The organism is Parabacteroides leei (assembly GCF_023369805.1).
Lineage (GTDB): Bacteria > Bacteroidota > Bacteroidia > Bacteroidales > Tannerellaceae > Parabacteroides > Parabacteroides leei.
This window is the reverse complement of sequence record NZ_JAMBQG010000009.1, coordinates 84,161-104,033: the sequence shown is the minus strand read 5'-3', so window position 1 is coordinate 104,033 and position 19,873 is coordinate 84,161. Positions and strand designations below refer to the sequence as shown.

Sequence of the window (19,873 nt, the reverse complement as noted above, 5' to 3'; positions counted from 1 at the left end):
CACAGAGATCAAACAGAAGAACTTTATTTCATTACTTTAGTATTAATACTGACCACTCGTTCGCCCATCGCGGGGTACTTGGTTCATGACGGAACCGCGCAGCCAATTTAAATTTATTGATTATAAATAATTCTAGTATTATTTTACGATTGCTTTAACAGCAGCTTCACCTTCTACGGCTACTACTACTACACCTGCAGGTGCAGCGATTGTAGCGTTGTCGGAAGAGATCACTGTGTTGGCAAGTGTCTGGCCAAGTACGTTGCTGATAGTAACTTTCTTACCGGCAGCACCGTTGATGATTACAGCACCGTTAGTTGCAACCACTTCCACAGAAGAAGCGTTAACGCCTTCGTTGGCTGTCGGATTACCTGCGTAATCTTCTGTCATATTGTAAACGTCAGCATTCTTGATATCATTAACAACTACGATCACGCCGTTCATCCATTTCAAATAACCCGGAGTTGCTTTGATCTTACCGTCTGTCAGGTTGAAATCGGCTGTTTCGATCACGAATGATTTTGCTTCTGCATCTACATAACGGAAGGCGAACTTTGCTTCGTTGAAGGCAGCTGTGTTTACTGTCAGCTCCTTTTTGTCGCTCTTGATAATCAGCTTACCACCGATGTGTTTAGCAGGAACGAACGCCAGCTTCACATACCCTTCAGAGTTTGTATACGGATTAATACCACCATGTTTGTTGGCATCTACCCATGCACGGGCTGTATCCTTCAGGTTCACCAGGTAACGACCTTCGGTATAAGCCGGAGTTGCTACAGCATGTTCGCAAGTAGAAGACTGATGTTCTTCACACCACATACCGGCCGGTACGTAGTTAGGTTCAACCATCAGCATATACTGAGGACGATATGTTTCAGCAGGAGCATAAGCACTGTCGGCAACCATAGCCGGAGCGATAGCCGGGAACTGAACCTGGTTGTTCATACCCAGGAACATACCGTTTTCGAACAATACTTCCTTGTTGTTGCCTTCGCGGAAGATAGAGATTGTATCCAACTTAACACCTGCAACTGCTTTTTCCAGACGGCGATACATTTCATAAGCCAGCGGAGCTACTACAAAGCGGTCATTTTCTTCTCTTTCATACAGTTCGGTAGAAGAAACCAAACCTTTATTCAATGAAGAACCTGCATAAGCTTTGCTAAAGTCTTTTGCAATATCAAATGTGTTGTAACCAGCTGTTTCATCCAGGTCTACCGGACGCAGATTCAATGTATTGTCTGTATCCAGACGCAATGTGAACTTCGTTGCTTTAGTTGCAGCATTTGCATTGGCAGAAGATACATAAGTGATCTTAGAGAAGCCTTCAGCAGTAGAAGCCACATACAACGGTTCGTTATACTGGTTCTTGAATGTGTAAGAAACCACTTTCAACGTATCGAGCACTTCTGCGTAGTTGCTGATAGCAGCGTCATAATAACCGATTGTGCTGACTACATAGATAGAGTCGGTAACAGCATGATCCTTATCGCGTTTCTGATCGTGAGCGATTGCTTCGTAGATCAAACCTTCTTCCTGGTCGATGTTCAAACCGATTACGTGGTAGCCGGCATCTTTGTCTTCACCGTGGTTTTCAGTAAACCAAGCCGTATTGTCGTAAACACCTGCATAAGAACCGATGTTGAAACGAGACATTTCCAGCTGATCCAATGTTTTGTAACCGTCTGTTGCTGCGTGAGCTGCAACCGGAGTGATAACGTATTTGTCTGCACCGCTTACGTAAGTGTACGGAGAAGTTGTTGTGTAAAGTGCATTTACATTAACAAAGTCGAATGTAACTTCCGGAGTTTCACGGTTGGTAAGTACATACTTTGCTTTAGTAGCATCCAACGTCATTGCCCATTCGCCTTCCAATACGTTGCGAACTGTTTTGTTGTATGCGTGGTCAGTAGTAGTTGTTCCTGTAGCAACCAGGTAACCTTCTGCTTTTGCATTATCAGCTGAATAGTTGCTGATCTTTTCTACAGTGAAGAATTTACCTTTCTGAAGAACATCCTGCCATTTAGCCAATGTACCTGTACCCAGAGAGAATGTAACAGGTTTAGGAGTAGAACCTGCACCCATATATACTGCATCCGGCACTTTGTAGTAACCTACCGTTCCTGCACCAGCCAGACTCAAAACAACTTCAGAAGGATTTACTTCGCCTGCATACGTCTGTGCTGTGAATACTGCCAAGTCGCCAGCTTTCATATCAGCCAACTTATCGACAGTAGTGAAGCCCCAGGCTACAGTCGAAGCGCCTTCAATCATGTCTTTTCTACCGATGATAAATTTGCTGCCTGATTTCAGGTTGAAATTATTACCACCCAGATCAACAACAGTCAGGAAGCCGGTAAACGGATTTCCTTTGATATCTGTTTTACCGTTATCGTAAGAAGCAGTCAATGTGATACCACCGTTTTCGATCTTTGCTAAGTTTGCAGCAGAGATATCTTGCAGAGTACCTTTAGAGAAACTAAGTACGGCTACGGATTTTGCAGCAGTCAGAGATCCATTTGTAGCTTCCCATGACAGGGTAGTTCCGGTAATAGACAACACTTTACCATCAGCAGCCTTTGCTATAAAGCCATTTCCTACCTTTACAATAGAGAAAGAAACTTCACTAGCCAATGAAACCTGTTTATTTCCATCAAACAAAGAATAAGAACCATCGCTATTCAGTTTGATTGTCAGGAAAGCGTTACTTACACCTGCATTTTCAACTGTTCCGTCATTTTTAATAGCCTTTACAACTTCAGCATCTCCAGCCGGAGTAACATACAACACACCGGTTGTTCCGTTTGTCCATGCCAGTGCGCCGGCAGGAACCTGGGGAGCGATAGAAGGAGCAGTTGCAGTCAAAGCGAACGTCGAAGCATCGGTAACTTTAGCTGCTGTACCATCAGCAGCTGTTAAATAAATCTCTGTATTCGCAGCATTGTTTGCATCTTTATCGATAGAAGGAATGGAGGCACTAGCAATAGTGATAGCATCATCAGCAATCTGAGTGATACCATTAGAGCCTTTCATAATCTGACCCTCAGCATTCACCGTAAACTGTGCTTTTTCCTGCAAGCCCAACATAGCGATAGTTGTTCCGTCCAGATAAATAACAGTTGTCCCGGTTGTATTAACTGCATATTTACCATCGATCATTACATAAACATACTGTCCATCAGCTGTTTTGCTATAAGCAGGAGTCGTTGCGATGTAAAGGTAAGCATCAGCGCTACCAGTACTTACAAATGCAGGACCATCCGCCAGCTTTAAATCAGGGAGAGATCCATCAGCAGTTTTCAATAAATCAGAAGTAGTGCCTAACGTCACAAACTGCACCCCTTCAGCTCCCAAGCCTACAGTAGCATCAGCTTGTGTAAGCTGGTTATCTTCAGCCCAACCAACATTTGCCAATTTAAATGCGCCAGATTCTTCATCAACAACTTGCCACAGCATTGCATTGCCAAATTCACCAGTGGCAGTAGTTGTAGTAACAGTTGATAATGTTCCTTCAGCAGCAGACAAAGTCTTCGTACCATCAGTAGTTACAATATACTTGTAACCGGCAGCGACGGCACCCGTCACTTTAATGATCCCCGCTTCCGCTGTCACAGAATAGCCGGCTGCCAGAAAAGCAGCCATCATCAGAGATAACTTTTTGTTCATAAATCTTTAATTTAATATTAATAATAGTGTTACTAAATTGCGATACAAACCTTACAATTCCAGCCTTACACCTTTCCCCTTTCTTCCCCTGACTATGTATCTGTTAAAAGGTGTTTAGTAGGAATGACTAGATTAATCCATCGTTTTTTCTAGTCATTTTTTGAGAGAAATATGAATTCATATTGAAAAGTGATTATTTCATACTAACTTTTATATTCGCTTGATAAGAAAGTGCATAGATTAGCTAAAATAAATATTAAAACAATTGCAGGATAAAAAACTAGTCGTACCTTTGTGACTAGAAAAAACGATCCTTAAAATCAGTCATACCATTTTAACACATTAACAGCCTATATATAAAACAATTAGATATTCACAAATCGACTATTTGCCATCTATTTTAACATTCCGGCTAATCATTAATAAGTTCCAGACATACTGATAGTTAATTATATATTTCCTTGTTTCTATCTTTATAAATGTATCCCCTTATATAACAGCAGTTTAAAGTCTAAATATATTCTTTACGGTGCCGGACAGTTTATTTTTGCCGGATTGGCTGTTTAGTGGTTAAAACTCTATATAATATATAATGTACGCGAAAGATATAGATATAAAAAACATCCATTTTTTTCTTCCTAAACGCTTGCTTTATAAAAAACATTTCTTACTTTTACGAACCTAGACTATGTAATACACCCAAAACCCTTTCCTCCCCGGCAACAGAGAAGCCGAAAACTGAATAGAGTAGGCTACTATATTCTAATACATTCAAATTATGTACACAGTTAATAATATTCCATGCATTTTTATTAATGCAACGCCGACTTTTTTACGCTTGCGTTTTGCCAATCTTGCCCAAGTATCAGCCATTCTACAGGCTGGTTCCGTAACAATCACCAATCCTGCAGGAGCACCACTAGGTCCTTTTACCCGATGGCACAGTGAAGGGCTCGAAATCATTTTCAAGTAATTATTAAACCTTTTAAAATGAACTATTATGCCGTCAACAATACCGTACGAACCGTCCCTCGTATTGGGGAACATCGTAAAACAAGAAAAACTTGATAATGCGGAAGAGATTGCTAAATATCAGGCAGAAGCCGATGCGAAAGAAATTACTCTCAACTCGCTTATCTCTTTGAGAACGAATCTGGATATGACCGTGCAGGAGCTAACCAATATGGGGATCGATACAAGCGATATAATGAGTGAAATCAAAAAAACAAATAAGAAAATCTCCGATGCCGCTACCGAATACGGGAGGAAAAAGTTAGAGATAGAGCCAGCTATTCAACGTTTGCGTGAGAAAATGTCTATGCTAAGTGATAGTATTGAGAGTCCGCTCGATTATACAAGAAGTGAAGTCAAATCGATGGGGGTTTCTTCCGACTCTATGCAGCTGAACGTTCGCTATTTTTCGGCCGACTCGAATAAACAGATAAGTGAAAACCAAGCATCCAGTATCGGAGGTTTTGTGAGCGAGGCGATGAGCGGCTTCGGACAAGGACACGCCATGCAGTTGTCTAGATCCGTGCAAAAGCAATATGGTATGCAAAATACCAATCATGAGCTGGAAGGAACGTTGGTTATCAGTATTTCCTGTACGCATAAAAATGCACGCATCTTTTCTCCATTGATACTTGATCCGGACAAGATGGTGGCCGCCTGGAATAACACTTTTCCAAGCGAAATGATCGACACCAAAAAAACGCCACTGGAACTATGGGAAGAGTTAGAGAAATCTTCCCCTGACAAGTTGCTTTACATCCTCTCCGGAGCCACATACGGTTCGAGCTTCGTTGGGATGGTGCATATTTTAAAGTCCGATTCGATGAATACGGTGCAAAATATGGAAGGGGTAGCTCAGAAATTGCAGACTCAATTTAAGGTGGGTGGCTGGTTTGCTGATCATCAGGGAGGTTTTGGTGTTGAAAATTCTTTTGCCAATAGTGTGAAAAACCTGATCAGTACACAAAATATCCAATCGCATTGTTCGCTTGCTACTATGGGAGTGATCCCTTCTATCAAATCCAATCAGGTAAAGATGGGGGTTAAGCAATTTGCAGATTCAGATCCCGACAAAGAGATGCAGAAGCTAGCCACACTGCAAGGGGCAACCGCTACGGAAAACAACTCGCTCGAATCGTCAGCCAATGCTGCACGTACCGGAGGACAGATGATTTCCCTGCACAACGCCACCATTAAGTCTACACTTACCGGATTGGCCGAGATTGATGATGGACAAAATGGTATGATCGACATCAACTCGCTGATGACGGCTATGGATGATTATATTGAGAAATGTTCTTCGGGAGACAACAATATAGGTGTCCCTATCAACTACTATCTGAAGTCGTTGGATAAAACCACGACTCTAAAAGCCTGGCTGGAAAAATACTATCCCAAAGTAAATATCAGCGGCGGCGATACACCGGAACCGGGGCCGGAACCGGAACCGGGAGAATAATCCGGGATAACTGAATAAGAGATAAAGAGTGGGTGCTACGGTTCTTAGCAAAAAATCGCTTTCCATTCGCCGATATTGCGAGTGGCAGGATCGAAAGAAGCACCCACTTTGACCAATGGACGACCATCGGTAGTGTAAGGGATCAGATACCCCTTGTCGTCGATCTGACGGAGAGCTTCATCTACGGAGCCGGTCAGTTTGAATTCGAATACGTAAAATTGGATAGGAGAAATCGAAGACGAGTTTATCGATAAAAAAAGGGTGATCCCTTTTAGAAAGGAACCACCCCGGAAAGATATTTGATATATTATCTTCTTACTGTAAGTCGGCCGCAGCAAGGATCTGGTCGACAGCCTGTATCAGGCCATCCGGGTTCTTACCGCCGGCTGTTGCGAAGTGAGCCTGGCCACCGCCGCCACCCTGGATCAGCTTGGCTGCATCTTTCACCAATTTGCTTGCATCCAAGCCGTCGGCTACAAGCGGTTCGCTCAACATGACCATCAGCGCACATTTGGAACCGTCTTTTATACCGGCAACAAAGAATACTTTTTCATCCGTACAGCTTTCGCCCTTGATCTGGAATGCCAGGTCTTTGATGGCATCCACATTGGCTTCACCGCGGAAGACAACCACTTTCACACCATGGCGTACCACAGCTTTAGCGATCAGGTCTTTCTTCATGGCTGCCACTTTTTCCTTGATATAGTCGCCTACCTGCTTTTTCAGTTCGGCATTCTCTTCAATAGATTTGCGGATAGTCTGTGCCAGGTTAGGCACATTGTTGAACATAGCACGCAATTCGCGGAAAGAATCCTGCAAATGGTAGGTATATTCTTCAGCAGCTTCAGCCGTCACAGCTTCGATACGGCGAACACCGGCTGCAATCGAGCTTTCCGCCACTACGCGCAAGGAACCGATCATACCGGTTGCCGGGATATGCGTACCACCGCACAACTCGATAGAAGAACCGTATTTAACCACACGTACTTCTTCACCGTACTTTTCACCGAACAGAGCCATAGCACCCAAGGCTTGTGCCTGAGCGATCGGCATATTGCGGTGTTCTTCCAGCGCGAAGTTGGCACGGATCTTTTCGCTTACCAGCTTTTCTACCTGGCGAATCTCTTCGTCGGTCACTTTCTGGAAGTGAGAGAAGTCGAAACGAAGGGCTTCGGGAGAAACGAAAGAACCTTTCTGTTCGACATGCGTTCCCAGCACTTCACGCAAAGCTTCGTGCAGCAAGTGAGTAGCCGAGTGGTTGCATTCACACTGAATACGTTTCTTTTCGTTGATTTTAGCAGTGAAAGTAGCCGTTACATCTTTCGGTAAACGGGTTACGAAATGTACCGGCAGGTTGTTTTCGCGTTTAGTGTCTACCACATCCAGCTTTTCATCATCGGCGATCAGCCATCCGGTATCACCTACCTGTCCACCCATTTCTGCGTAGAACGGAGTCTGGTCCAGAACGATCTGGAAAAGTTCCTTATTCTTTTGTTTGATCTTACGGTAACGCAGGATCTCGGCTTCGCATTCGAACAGGTCGTAACCTACGAATTTCGCTTCACCTTCTTTCAGAACCACCCAGTCGCCTGTCTCGATAGCGGCAGCGTTGCGGGCACGTTCTTTCTGCTTCTGCATTTCAGCATTAAACTCTTCGATGTTTGCTTCCATGCCGTTTTCACGCAAGATCAGTTCAGTCAGGTCCAACGGGAACCCGAAAGTATCATATAATGTAAAAGCATCCACGCCACTGATCACAGTCTTGCCTTCCGCCTTTGTTTCTTCCATCTTCTTATCCAATAAACGGATACCGGTTTCCAATGTACGCAGGAACGATTCCTCTTCTTCTTTGATCACCTTTTCGATCAATGTCTTCTGGGCAACCAGTTCGGGATAGGCATCTCCCATCGTTTCGATCAATACGGGAAGCAATGCGTACATAAAAGCTTCGCGACGTCCGAGGAACGTATAACCGTAACGAACGGCACGACGCAGGATACGGCGGATCACATAACCGGCTTTTGCATTCGACGGCAACTGACCGTCCGTAATAGAGAATGCTATCGTACGGATATGGTCGGCAATCACACGCATAGCAATATCCTGCTGCTTGTTTTCGCCATATTTAGTTCCGGTAGCAGCTGCGATCACCTGGATGATCGGCTGGAATACATCCGTATCGTAGTTGGAAGTCTTTCCCTGCAATGACATACACAGACGTTCGAATCCCATACCGGTATCGATTACCTTGGCAGGCAGCGGTTCCAACGAGCCGTCAGCCTTACGGTTGAACTGCATGAACACCAGGTTCCAGATCTCGATCACCTGCGGATGATCTTTGTTAACCATTTCGGCACCGCTCTTAGCCGCACGTTCTTCGTCCGGACGCAGGTCGATATGGATTTCCGAGCAGGGGCCGCAAGGACCGGTATCTCCCATTTCCCAGAAGTTATCATGTTTGTTACCGTTAATAATATGATCTTTCGGAAGGTACTGCTCCCAGTAACCGGCAGCTTCATCGTCACGCGACAAGCCTTCGGCAGGGCTTCCTTCAAATACGGTTGCATATAAACGTTTCGGATCCAGTTTCAGAACATCTACCAGGTATTCCCATGCCCAATTGATTGCTTCTTTCTTGAAATAATCGCCGAACGACCAGTTACCCAACATTTCAAACATGGTGTGGTGGTAGGTATCGTGCCCTACTTCTTCCAGGTCGTTATGCTTACCGCTCACACGAAGACATTTCTGTGAGTCCGCGACGCGAGGATATTTGATGGGTACATTACCCAGGATAATATCTTTAAACTGGTTCATACCCGCATTGGTGAACATCAATGTAGGGTCTCCCTTCACTACCATCGGAGCAGACGGCACTATCTGGTGCTGCTTGGAAGCGAAGAACTCTTTAAACGATTCACGGATTTCTTTTGCTGTCAACATAATCTAATATATAGTTCTCGTTAATATTCTGAAAAACAATTTGCAAAAGTACTGCAAATTATTATTTTTGCACGTATACAAGCTATAAAATATTCAATGAAGCTGTTTAAAACAAGAAAAACATATTACTTATATAACCCTAGCACACTCAATTACGAGCGTGTCTACCCTTCCGCCAAAGACCGTTTCTTCATTGTGCTCCGTCATTTGAGCATAGGTGCGGCCATAGGGATCGGGGCTTTCTTCATTTTAATGTACACGATCGACTCGCCGGTAGAGTCGTTATTGAAGAAAGAAAACAAGCTGTTACAGACTCAATATGAGGTACTTTCTCTTCGCCTGACCAATGCCCTCGAAGTATTGGACGACATCCAGCAACGCGACGAGAACCTGTATCGTGCCATCTTCCAGGCAGAGTCCATTCCCGAATCGGTACGCAAATCAGGTTTCGGGGGTACCAACCGTTACGAACACCTGTTGAGCCTGCCTAACCCGGAACTGGTCGTTTCCACCACACAGAAGATGGATATGCTCTCGAAGCAGCTCTATATACAAAGTAACTCGCTGGAAGAGTTGATCAAGCTGGGTAAGAACCAGGAAGAACGGAGCCGTTGTATCCCTGCCATCCAGCCAATCTCCAATAAAGACCTGCGCCGTACGGCATCCGGTTATGGTGTGCGTATCGACCCGATATACAGAACTCCCCGCTTCCACTCGGGCATGGACTTCTCCGCCAAAGTGGGAACGGAAATTTATGCAACCGGTGACGGCGTCGTCACGTTTGCCGCCTGGAAACAGGGTTACGGCAACTGTCTGATGATCGATCACGGCTATGGGTTCCAGACATTATACGGCCACATGAGCAAGTTCAAAAAGCGTGTCGGACAGAAAGTGACACGCGGCGAAGTGATCGGCGAAGTGGGTAATACAGGTAAATCTACCGGACCGCACCTGCATTACGAAGTGATAGTCCGGGGTAAACACGACAATCCGTCCAGATACTATTACATGGATCTTACACCTGAAGAATACGACCGTATGATCCAGATCGCAGAAAACCATGGACAGGTAATGGATTAACATCTTTAAAGACGATGGCATTAAATAAAGATAAAAATCTGAAGCTGTATTTCTCTATCAGCGAGGTGGCACAGATGTTCGACGTCAACGAGTCGACCCTGCGTTTCTGGGAGAAGGAATTCGATATTATCCGCCCGCGTAAAACGGCCAAAGGAACCCGTTACTACAAACAGGAAGATATCGATGCCGTGCGTCTGATCTTCCACCTGGTAAAAGAACGGGGCATGACACTGGCCGGTGCACGCCAGAAGCTAAAGGACAACAGGGAAACAACTATCCGGCAGGAAGAGATCGTCAACAAACTGAAACAAATCAAGGAAGAACTGCTTTCGATGAAGGCTGCCTTCGACGCGCTCGACCCTTCGGAATTACCCCAGGAAGAGAAAATCTAAGTCAAACAGTTAGCAGGTTACGAGAGAAAAACGTATCTTCGCCGACAATTTAAGAAAACAATAAACATGGAAATTACGGGAAAGATTATTGCCGTACTACCTGAACAGGGCGGCACAAGTAAGAACGGAAACGAGTGGAAAAAACAGGAGTACGTATTAGAAACACACGACCAATACCCTAAGAAAGTATGCTTCCAGATTTTCGGTGCCGACCGCATCGAACAGGCAGCTATTCAACCCGGAGAAGAATTGACAGTATCATTCGATATAGATAGCCGTGAGTATCAGGGACGTTGGTTCACTAACATTAATGCATGGAAAGTAGACCGCCCGATGGCCGGCGCACCCATGTCGGCTCCCGGAGCGATGACCCCGGACAACTTTGCACCGGCATCCGCCCCGACAGCACCTGCCGCTCCCGACTTCGGTCCGGCAAATCCGATCGACGACCTGCCGTTCTAATGAATGACGGTTTTGGGGCATCTCCGCTCCGGATATAGCTATCGGAGGTCACTGTAAATCATTTATTATTTGTTGTACAGTGACCTTCAATGGCTTTAGATGCTTACGAATAACAATAAAAACCATATCCGGATCGACATCGGCATATTGATGAGAAATATAATTCCGCATACCAAATATTTGCTTCCAGGGTATCTCGGGATAATTAATCAGCAACATATTATCAGTTTTCTTATCAATAGCCAAAGCTGTTTCACCAATGAATTGAATACGCATCAAATTAGCATCCAATAAGGTCATCCCCCATGGAGTAGACAGATAATCTTCTACTGAAGTGATCTCCTTATTTCTTTCCAAAAGAACATCAATAGATTCGATAAGCAATTCCAATCGGTTTACTATCTCTTCTTTAAGCTGGTATTCCATCTTCTTCGATCCTTTTAAGTAGCAGTTTATTCAATCCTCTTCGAAGACGCAGCAAGTCTATTTTGCAACCGCAGAGAGTTTCCAGCTCATCATTTATATATCCCATAATAAACGGGTCGGCTTCGCTCAATTCAATAAAAACATCCAAGTCACTACCTGCATGTTGTTCACCACGTGCAACCGAACCAAATATGCCCATAGATAATATGCCATACTTTTGCGCATGCTTCTGCATAAACGAGCGCAAAATAGCCAGGTATTCACTTGTTGACTTCATAAATAAAAATTTTAAGACTGTGTCACAAAGATAACAAAATCTATCAAGAAGATTGTTTATGAACAGCAAATATTCCATTAGAACGGATACCCGATAGCCAGGTGCCAGCCCGGCGTATAATTCGGTACGTTGAAATAGCCTTTCTTTGCTTTGTAAGGTACATGCAAGGGGACACCCATATCCAGGCGGATCACGATAAAGGTAAGGTCGTAACGAAGTCCGACACCGGCATCCAGCGCCAGGTCTCTCAGGAAACGTCCCCACTTCAACTGACCGCCGGGACGTTGCTTGTCCTCACGGATCAGCCAGATGTTACCCGTATCCACAAAAGCGGCACCATGCAGGTCGCCCAGGATCGGGAAACGGTATTCGAGGTTGGCCTCGAACTTCAGGTCGCCGGTCTGGTCGAGATAGCTGTACGTACTTTCAGGCGGAAGATAGCTACCCGGGCCGATAGAACGGATCGTGAAGGCACGGAGGCTGTTAGCCCCACCGATATAGAACTGCTCGTTGTAAGGAGATACGCGGGCATTTCCATAACTGTAAATGGCTCCCGCCATGACGCGTCCGACCAGATGCTGATTATGACCGATCTTATAGTTGTAACGGATTTCCGCCGTTCCTTTCACGAACTGGGCGAATTTATTCCCCAGCAGATGCTTTCCTTCTTCATTGAATTTCTTTCCGGCAATGGCATAACCGGCAGCCAGCAGGTTACCCGCCTGCGAAACAGACAACTGAAACCAGGTATGATTCCGCTTGGAAGTGATCGGTGCATCGTCGTAGGTATAGGTATATCCCATCGCCGGCACGAACTGGTTCTCCAAACTCAGTTTCAGGGCACGGTTGTCTTTCGTTATGCTGTCGAACTCGTGGGTGGTTGACTGAAGCAGGTTGTATGTCAGTTTAAAGGGCGTGATCGAATGGTGACTGGTGGCAGACGACTGATAATCGTAGGCTGCATTTCCACCGAAAGCCAGCATCTTAAAGAAGCGTGCCCGGTTCAGCTGGTCGACATACAGGCGGAAGGAGGTGCTCGAAGGATACAAGCCGTCCTTTTTCATCATACCGGGGAACAGCAATTGCGGGAATGTCAATGTTCCGCTCAGTCCCATTTCCCAGCTATTGATAGCCGACTTCGAACCGTCCACCCGTTTACCGGTCTGCCATTCGTAAGAGCCGCGCAAACGCACACCGAACGTTTCACCTCCCCCGAACACATTCCGCTTGGTAACACTGAAAATAGCTCCCGGCCCCAGCTGGTCGTTACTTTTTGATGTCACATTCACCTCCAACTCCCCGTCGAGCGGCAGGTCGTAGACAGTGTTTATCTTCAGGTCGAGGGTATCTTGGCGACGGGCCGTATCGCGCGGGGTATATTGCATTTCGGAATACCGGAAAATACCCAGGCGCGAGTAACTGTTCTGCGTCCGTTGCTGTTTTTCCTGCGAATAGAGATCGCCGGAATGTAGACGCAGACGGTTGTAAAGCACCGACGGACGTACCCGGAGTTTACCTTCGTAATAGACCGTCATATCTTTATAGCGTACCGAATCGGTAGGCGGCTCGTTGTTATAACCGTTCAACAGGACGGAGATTTCACCGATCTTCCACGGACGCAGGGCGGTACGCGGCAGGCCGGGTTTCGTCATGACGCGAAGTGCGACCTTGCCGGGATTCAATATGGTATCCGCCTGGTAGGTAATGAACTCGGGGCGGAAATAATAGAATCCGTTATTACGCAACAGGGAAGTAATGCGTTGCCGCTCGGCTTCCAGATTCGTCACACTGAAGTTTTCCCCTTTATGAAGCAGGCGTGCCGAAGGATTACTTTGTATCAATGTATCCATCTGATGGCGCATCCTTACATAACGGATACTGTCGTAAGTATAAGGATGATTCATTTCCACCTGATAGATAAGTTTGGCTTTCTTGGCATCCTTCGGGTTGGTATCTACCTGGAAAGAAGTCGTTCCATTGAAATAGCCGTATTCTTTCAGCAGGTTTTGCGCCACTTTGATACGTATATCGGGATTCACCGTCGAGATAAAGACAGGCTTGGCGGCAAGTTTATTGAAGATCCATTTTCCTACCTTTCCTTTTTTATTCACGAAGGAGTTATAGACCCACAGACCGAACGGGAACGGCACACGGACAGATGAACTACCCAATAACGCATTGTTGGGGGGATAGGCAAGAGCCCCCTCTACTTCAGCCAGGGCATCTTCACCGGCGGTGGTCTCATCTTCGTTGGTGACTTCTATCTTTTTAATGCCGGTATAAAGGACTTCGCCTTCGGGCAGGTTCTTTGTGGTCGAACAGGATACCGACAAAAGCAGGAGGTGTGTTATTGCCGTCCCGCTAAACAGCCTATATAGTATATCTTTCTTTTTCATCATTCCTCATCATTAACGGGTTTAGGCCTATTTTTCTTAAAGTTGAACAACTCCCGCATGTGAAGCATCTTGCGGCGTAAAACGATACCGACACCCGTTTCCGTGATCTCCCCTTCCAGCAGGCTTTCATAGTTCTTGTCGTGGAAGAGTTTCACGTAACGCGTTCCGCTGGCATCCAGTCGGTATTCGACCGAGACGTTGTCGATAAAGGCCTGCGTCTGGTTACTGTTGCTGGCATTCTCGCCGGTCGAGATACGACCTCCCAACACGATACGGATACGGTCGTTCCAAAAACGTTTGGCAAAGCTGAAGTTATAGTCGGTACGCTGACCGCCATCCCCGGTGCCGTTCTCGTCGTAGCTATCCATACCGAACGATATATCGACCGTTTTCAAGGCACTTCCTGCAATATTACTGATCTCACTGTTCAGGAAACTGTTCAGGGCAGCCCCCATGTTCAGGTTCTGTTTGCCACTGCTACTGTTCGCCAGGTACATACCGGTGATAATCATTCCGACAGCCAGTTTCGTACGTTCATCATCGCCCATGCTACTCAGGGTTGTCTGCATCGTCTGGTCTTCGGGAGCCGTCAGGACGAACTGCAGGCCGAGGTTCTCCAGTTGTTGTTTAAGAGCGATACCGACATCGAAGTTGACCATGCGGGAACCACTACCCTCCGTCACATTGGTACGGATGCGTTCGGTAGCCGTCAGGCTCAGATACGGATCCATCGGATCGCCACTCCACTGCACGTAACTGCCATCCTGTATATTGAACTCTTTCAGCGGGATGATCGGCAAAGCATATTTCACAATGCCACCGGAAAGAGTATATCGTCCGTTCAGGATCATTTCACCCTGCGGGGTATATTGGAAAGAGAGGTCACCGCCCCCTTCGAGCTCTACCTTGCTGGAACGGTCGGGAGTGATATCGGCATTCAGTCGTACGGACTGGTCGATACGGATCGTTAACAGCATATCCATTCCTCCCAGCGGCAGCGGGGCTTCGGGACGACGACGGTTGACGAGCGTATCTTCGAAAGAGGTGAAAGTCACCAGATCGGAAAGACGGTCTTGTACGGTCAGCGGTGAATCCTTCATCACATAGGTTACATTCGTTCCACCCAGCAATTGCAGATTACCACGCATCATCAAGGCATCGAGCGGCCCTTTTACGGTAGAAGAGAGATTGACCAGCAGTTTACCGTAAACCATGCTTTCTTTGTTACGTTTTACATCGAGCAATTGCATATTATCGGCCTTTAGCTTCAGGTCAGCCGTCATTCGCGACAGGTTGTTGAAGTCGACCGTACCGTCTATCACGAACGGGTTCTTACCGGCAGCATGGATATGGTATTCGTCAAACATGATTTTGTTATCTTTCACCACGATCTTTTTGTCGTCTACCCGGAAGCTGGTTCCGACAGCCGTCACAAACATCGAAGTCGAATCCATTTCGATATATCCGTTCATTTCAGGGGCCTTACTACTACCCTTTATCGTCATGTTTCCTTCCAATACACCATTTAACGAAGCCATATTATCCGGGATAAACGGGTTCACCATATCCAGCGGCAGATGTGTCACGTCGAGTGTTCCGTCGAGATAATCCTCTTTCCCCATCTTGTAAAGGGCAGTAGCCGACATCACCTCATTCTGGTCGCGCAGGAAGTGCATATCGACCTGATGCCTGTTATCCGGCAACGGCAGGTAAACGGTACTGAACATCAGTTCTCCTACCCGTCCGCCTTCATAAATAAGATTGTCTATATTCGCATCGAGCACCACCAGGAACGAGCTGTCGGAAGGTGCATATTGCATATCCGCACTCAGGATTCCCTGCATGGAAGGTATCTCCGTAAATGCTTTCGAGATCACATCGAGGTTGATCTGGCTCAGTTCGAGGTGCAGTTCCTCCATCTTCTCCTTTTCCGGTCGCGAATGTATCCACAAAGACATATTTTCCTCGCCCGACAACCGGAGATCGGCTGCAATATCTTTCTCATTCTTATAGAGGATATAATTGTCCGGATTCAGCTTGAAAGGACGGAAAGCCAGAATCGGATCGTCGGGGAACAAATGGAGATTGATCCCTTCTTTCACCTTATCCGCCCGCAGTCCGAGCAGTATACCGGTATCTCCGGCCCCATCCGTGTATAAAAGCTCGGCATCGGCAAACGTACTTCTTATCTTTCCCTTCACGCCGGCAGTGAAAGGTGCTTGTTTACGGTATTTTGTCTTAATCACATCGGCACTATACAACAATCCGAGCGAGTCCTGGCGCACGGCGAAACTGATCGTATCGAGCCGGGTTGTATCACGCATCAGATCGTAGATACCCGCATCCATTCGGAAACCTTCTTCGGGTGAAGAGAAAGCCTCCAGATTAAGGTTGTTGAAGGAGATATTGGCCTGTTGCAGGATGCTATAGATCGGATTGTCTTTCCCCGCCGATATAGCCAGATGCATATCGGGAAGCAACGGACGGAAAGCAGGGATATTAATCATCGAGTCTTTCTCCAATTGTTTGTTCAGGCCTTCCGATATCCTGGTGAACTTATCGGTCATCGTTTCGAGATCGGCATTTCCTGTCAATGTGATTCCCAGGTCGCCGGCATGGAACGAGACACGGGTCGTATCCTCTGTACTTTGAGCATGCAGAGTCAGCGTTTTGGGTTTATATTTTCCGGTAGTCGTAATCAGTTCCCAGTTACCCAACGTGACGTCGACCAGGTTGTTCTTTCCCATATCGGTTTCCGCTTCCGCAAATAGCTGGAAAGAGGTAGCCAACGAATCTTGCATCAGGTGCATACCGTAGAGGTCGAAATTCTCGACATCAGCAATCAGCATGGCCTTGATCTCCTTTTTCAACAGGGTGGCGTTCAGCGTCACATCCATCTTTGCCAGCGGATATTTACTCAACAGGTCGAACTTGGCGAAGTTCTTTTCGAGCGATCCTGCCAGATCGACGTCCGACACGTTATAATTACCATAATGGATATCCGTAATCCGACCGTCCAGTTTCGCCCAGGTAGACGCTTTGAACGGATCGAAACCTTTTCCTTCGGCACGGATAGAAGCAGTAAGCCCGTAGAGGGAGTCGAGCGGCATAAAGTGCAAAGGTTCAAGGCTATCCACTTTCAGGTCGGCTTCGTAAGCCTCGTTAGCGGGGTTGAAACGTCCTGTCAACAAGACCTTTCCTTTATCCTCCCGCAGAAGCAGGTCGGCCTGGTATTCGTTATTTTTCAAACCGGCTTCACCGGTCAGGGTAATACCGGAAGGGATATTGAAACGTTTCCGTTCTGCTTCCGGGAGCATGGCCAATACGAAATCGAGGTTACCCGTTTTCGCTTTCAGTTCCAGTTTTCCGGAACGGCGCACACTGTCGGTAAGCGATTTCATCGTACCGGTCACATCCATACGGAAAGCCCCCGGCAACTCCCCTTTCAACTGGCGAAGCATCAGGGAGGACAGGTTACCTTCCACACCGGCCGTCAGCGAAACCGGTTTTTCCGGATAAGCCTTCTGAAAATCTTTCGGAAGTGCACCGGCGGCAATCATTACATCCTCTTTACCCACCGAAGCAGTGAGCAACACCCGCATGTTGCCTTCCGGATTTTCTGCAAACGAACTCCAGGGAACCATTGCCAACAGGCGGATTTCCGATGAAGGAGTCTTCAACAGAAGTTGCGGTACATTGATAGTGGTGCTATCGCTATGAAGGCTTCCGGTCAGGGATGAGATAGTCAGTCCCGAACGGTCTTCGGCCGAAAACTCGCGTATGCGGGCTTTTATATCCCGGTCCCCATAAAGAAGAGAGTCGAGCGAGATATTGACGTCACTCAAGGCGATATGAGAAGGGTCGAAACCTTCTGTCGCATCCTGATCGTTACCGTCATAACCCAGGGTCGATCCGGTCAGGGTAAACAGGCCGGCTTCATAACGCGAGGTCCCCAGGTCGACTACACCGTCTTTCAGGTTGGCTTTATCGATATAGGTGGTCAGACGTAACGAGTCGGCAGGCATCTGCATGGCAAAAGCCACCCGGTCGAGGTTTATCTTTTCGAGGTTTAATATCCAGTTTACGGGGGTTGAAGTGGTGTCGGCCTTGGTTGTCGTATCGTTCAACAACAAAGTGATAGCCGTATCGGAGAGGTCGACCGTATTCAGGGTAACCTTTTCTTTCGCCAGGTTGACACGGTCGGCTTTGGCATACAGGCGTCCCAGTACACCCTTTATCTCCATACCTTCGATAAATGTACCGGTGTTTACCTTCACTCCTTCCAGGTCGATCGCATCTACCAGTACCTCTTTCTTCAGTAAAGGCAGGGCGCGTACATTCACCGTCAGGCTTTTTAGGGTCAGGAGCGTATCGGCGGGCGAAGTCAGCACCTCCACTCCCTTCACCGTCAGGTTCAATGGGAAAGAAAGCCGTATCCGTTCTATTCCGATCTGCATTCCGGTAGCTTTACCGGCATAATAAGCCGCTTTCCTGACGGCAAAATTCTGAACAGGCGGTATATATAATAATACAGAGACCAATAATACCAATACCACCGGTATCAGGCAGACGATCCCTATTCGTTTGATCCAAATCCTCATTTGCTATTATAGTGTATTCTTTTTATAAAGATAACGGCTAAATACCCTGTTTTGTTTGAAAATTCATTAACAAATATAGAAAAGAAATTCAAAAATAAGAACAATATTATTACTACCTGCCATATTTTTAATTGTACCGGATTCGATACAACTAAAAATGCGTATGTTTGTCAGACCTAAAAGAAAAGATAAAGATATGTTGAATTTAGAAGAACTTTGTACCCAGGTACAACAGATAGCCCGTAAAGCAGGGGCTTTCCTGAAAGAGGAACGAGGTAAATTCGACCGCGGGCGGGTAGAAGAAAAAAGTGCCCACAACTATGTTTCGTATGTAGACAAAGAATCGGAGAAATGGCTGATCGCCCAACTTTCCGCCCTGCTCCCCGAAGCCGGTTTCATCGCCGAAGAGGGTAGCGGTAGCCTGACCGACGAGAATTATTGCTGGCTGGTCGATCCGCTGGACGGCACTTCCAATTATATCCACGACGTAGCTCCGTATTGTGTGAGCATCGCCTTGCGCAATAAAGAAGAGTTGCTGCTCGGCGTTGTTTACGAAGTCTGCCGCGACGAATGCTTCTATGCCTGGAAAGGCAGCAAGGCCTACCTCGATGGCAAAGAGATACATGTATCCGACGTGTCAGACCTCGACAAAGCTTTTATCGACCTGGGATTTCCTTATAACTCGGATGCCTACCGCCCGGTAGCCCTCCACCTGGTCGACAGGCTATACGGTTTTGCCGGAGGAACGCGCCTGATGGGAGCGGCTGCTGCCGAAGTCTGCTACATCGCAGCCGGACGGTTCGAAGCCCGTATCGAGGCTTATATCGGTCCCTGGGACATTGCCGCCGGTGCCCTGATCCTGATGCAGGCAGGTGGTAAAGTGACCGATTTCAGCGGGGGCGACAACTGGCAGTCGGGCGACGAAGTGCTTGCCACCAACGGGGCAATGCATGAAACGCTGATGCGGCTGATAAAGGAATAAAACGTTCGCTCCGGCAGACGTCCGCTTTTTTACCCTATAAGGAAACCCGTCTTACCTTATAGGGTAGGTCTCATTACCGTATAGGGCGTACTTCGATACCTTATAGGGTATTGCAGGCTTTTTATTAACGCAATGCTCTGTCGATCAGGAATTCTGCGGGGTTAAGGACAGAAAAGGA

At 46.7% G+C, this 19,873-nt stretch carries 12 protein-coding genes and 1 pseudogene; 6 read left to right on the top strand and 7 right to left on the bottom strand.

Annotated features, from left to right (window positions below; translation table 11 throughout):
* Positions 1-138: 138 nt before the first annotated feature.
* Positions 139-3,666 carry a DUF6383 domain-containing protein gene (locus tag M1P97_RS14320; RefSeq protein WP_249389437.1) on the bottom strand — a complete coding sequence of 1,176 codons (3,528 nt, stop codon included), beginning with the start codon at positions 3,664-3,666 and terminating at the stop codon, positions 139-141.
* Between the two features lie 778 nt (positions 3,667-4,444).
* Between M1P97_RS14320 and M1P97_RS14315 the strand changes: the two genes are divergently transcribed.
* Together M1P97_RS14315 and M1P97_RS14310 are read left to right on the top strand one after the other, a co-directional pair.
* Positions 4,445-4,639, top strand: coding sequence for a hypothetical protein (locus tag M1P97_RS14315; RefSeq protein WP_249389436.1), 195 nt, complete (start codon positions 4,445-4,447; stop codon positions 4,637-4,639).
* A 27-nt stretch (positions 4,640-4,666) separates the two neighbouring features.
* On the top strand, positions 4,667-6,136 hold the full coding sequence (locus M1P97_RS14310; protein WP_249389435.1) for a hypothetical protein: 1,470 nt from the start codon (positions 4,667-4,669) through the stop codon (positions 6,134-6,136).
* Positions 6,137-6,180: 44 nt separating this feature from the next.
* On the opposite strand, the pseudogene M1P97_RS14305 reads toward M1P97_RS14310, so the two are convergent.
* Both M1P97_RS14305 and alaS read right to left on the bottom strand, forming a co-directional pair.
* Positions 6,181-6,351, bottom strand: a pseudogene (locus M1P97_RS14305) (PD-(D/E)XK nuclease domain-containing protein); the annotation flags it as partial.
* 100 nt (positions 6,352-6,451) lie between these two features.
* Positions 6,452-9,079 carry an alanine--tRNA ligase gene (alaS, locus tag M1P97_RS14300; RefSeq protein WP_249389434.1) on the bottom strand — a complete coding sequence of 876 codons (2,628 nt, stop codon included), beginning with the start codon at positions 9,077-9,079 and terminating at the stop codon, positions 6,452-6,454.
* Between the two features lie 96 nt (positions 9,080-9,175).
* Here alaS and M1P97_RS14295 point away from each other — a divergent pair, with 96 nt between their 5' ends.
* The 3 genes from M1P97_RS14295 to M1P97_RS14285 all read left to right on the top strand — a co-directional run bounded on the left by M1P97_RS14295 (position 9,176) and on the right by M1P97_RS14285 (position 11,013).
* Complete coding sequence (locus M1P97_RS14295) at positions 9,176-10,159, top strand: M23 family metallopeptidase (RefSeq protein WP_075559031.1); 984 nt, start codon at positions 9,176-9,178, stop codon at positions 10,157-10,159.
* Positions 10,160-10,173: 14 nt separating this feature from the next.
* Complete coding sequence (locus M1P97_RS14290; RefSeq protein WP_195372441.1) at positions 10,174-10,551, top strand: MerR family transcriptional regulator; 378 nt, start codon at positions 10,174-10,176, stop codon at positions 10,549-10,551.
* Between the two features lie 66 nt (positions 10,552-10,617).
* On the top strand, positions 10,618-11,013 hold the full coding sequence (locus M1P97_RS14285) for a DUF3127 domain-containing protein (RefSeq protein WP_075559033.1): 396 nt from the start codon (positions 10,618-10,620) through the stop codon (positions 11,011-11,013).
* 48 nt (positions 11,014-11,061) lie between these two features.
* On the opposite strand, the gene M1P97_RS14280 is transcribed toward M1P97_RS14285, so the two are convergent.
* The 4 genes from M1P97_RS14280 to M1P97_RS14265 form a co-directional block, all read right to left on the bottom strand.
* Positions 11,062-11,439, bottom strand: a complete 378-nt coding sequence (locus M1P97_RS14280) for a HepT-like ribonuclease domain-containing protein (protein WP_249389433.1) — start codon at positions 11,437-11,439, stop codon at positions 11,062-11,064.
* Positions 11,423-11,716: a nucleotidyltransferase family protein gene (locus tag M1P97_RS14275; RefSeq protein WP_249389432.1), complete on the bottom strand. Its 294-nt coding sequence runs from the start codon at positions 11,714-11,716 to the stop codon at positions 11,423-11,425. Before M1P97_RS14275 ends, M1P97_RS14280 begins: the two co-directional genes overlap by 17 nt.
* 77 nt (positions 11,717-11,793) lie before the next feature.
* On the bottom strand, positions 11,794-14,112 hold the full coding sequence (gene tamL, locus M1P97_RS14270) for a translocation and assembly module lipoprotein TamL (RefSeq protein WP_455430306.1): 2,319 nt from the start codon (positions 14,110-14,112) through the stop codon (positions 11,794-11,796).
* The gene (locus tag M1P97_RS14265; RefSeq protein ID WP_249389430.1) at positions 14,112-18,713 is read right to left on the bottom strand and encodes a translocation/assembly module TamB domain-containing protein; all 4,602 of its coding nucleotides are present in this window, start codon (positions 18,711-18,713) and stop codon (positions 14,112-14,114) included. The genes tamL and M1P97_RS14265 overlap by 1 nt, the downstream gene beginning before the upstream one ends.
* A 196-nt stretch (positions 18,714-18,909) precedes the next feature.
* Here M1P97_RS14265 and M1P97_RS14260 point away from each other — a divergent pair, with 196 nt between their 5' ends.
* Positions 18,910-19,695, top strand: a complete 786-nt coding sequence (locus tag M1P97_RS14260; protein ID WP_195372438.1) for an inositol monophosphatase family protein — start codon at positions 18,910-18,912, stop codon at positions 19,693-19,695.
* The last annotated feature ends 178 nt before the right edge of the window (positions 19,696-19,873 follow it).

What these genes read in the sequence shown, in the direction of transcription:
- M1P97_RS14320 (WP_249389437.1), bottom strand. Translation starts at nt 3,666, where the DNA reads ATGAACAAAAAGTTATCTCTGATGATGGCTGCTTTTCTGGCAGCCGGC.
- M1P97_RS14315 (WP_249389436.1), top strand. Translation starts at nt 4,445, where the DNA reads ATGTACACAGTTAATAATATTCCATGCATTTTTATTAATGCAACGCCG.
- M1P97_RS14310 (WP_249389435.1), top strand. Translation starts at nt 4,667, where the DNA reads ATGCCGTCAACAATACCGTACGAACCGTCCCTCGTATTGGGGAACATC.
- alaS (WP_249389434.1), bottom strand. Translation starts at nt 9,079, where the DNA reads ATGTTGACAGCAAAAGAAATCCGTGAATCGTTTAAAGAGTTCTTCGCT.
- M1P97_RS14295 (WP_075559031.1), top strand. Translation starts at nt 9,176, where the DNA reads ATGAAGCTGTTTAAAACAAGAAAAACATATTACTTATATAACCCTAGC.
- M1P97_RS14290 (WP_195372441.1), top strand. Translation starts at nt 10,174, where the DNA reads ATGGCATTAAATAAAGATAAAAATCTGAAGCTGTATTTCTCTATCAGC.
- M1P97_RS14285 (WP_075559033.1), top strand. Translation starts at nt 10,618, where the DNA reads ATGGAAATTACGGGAAAGATTATTGCCGTACTACCTGAACAGGGCGGC.
- M1P97_RS14280 (WP_249389433.1), bottom strand. Translation starts at nt 11,439, where the DNA reads ATGGAATACCAGCTTAAAGAAGAGATAGTAAACCGATTGGAATTGCTT.
- M1P97_RS14275 (WP_249389432.1), bottom strand. Translation starts at nt 11,716, where the DNA reads ATGAAGTCAACAAGTGAATACCTGGCTATTTTGCGCTCGTTTATGCAG.
- tamL (WP_455430306.1), bottom strand. Translation starts at nt 14,112, where the DNA reads ATGAAAAAGAAAGATATACTATATAGGCTGTTTAGCGGGACGGCAATA.
- M1P97_RS14265 (WP_249389430.1), bottom strand. Translation starts at nt 18,713, where the DNA reads ATGAGGATTTGGATCAAACGAATAGGGATCGTCTGCCTGATACCGGTG.
- M1P97_RS14260 (WP_195372438.1), top strand. Translation starts at nt 18,910, where the DNA reads ATGTTGAATTTAGAAGAACTTTGTACCCAGGTACAACAGATAGCCCGT.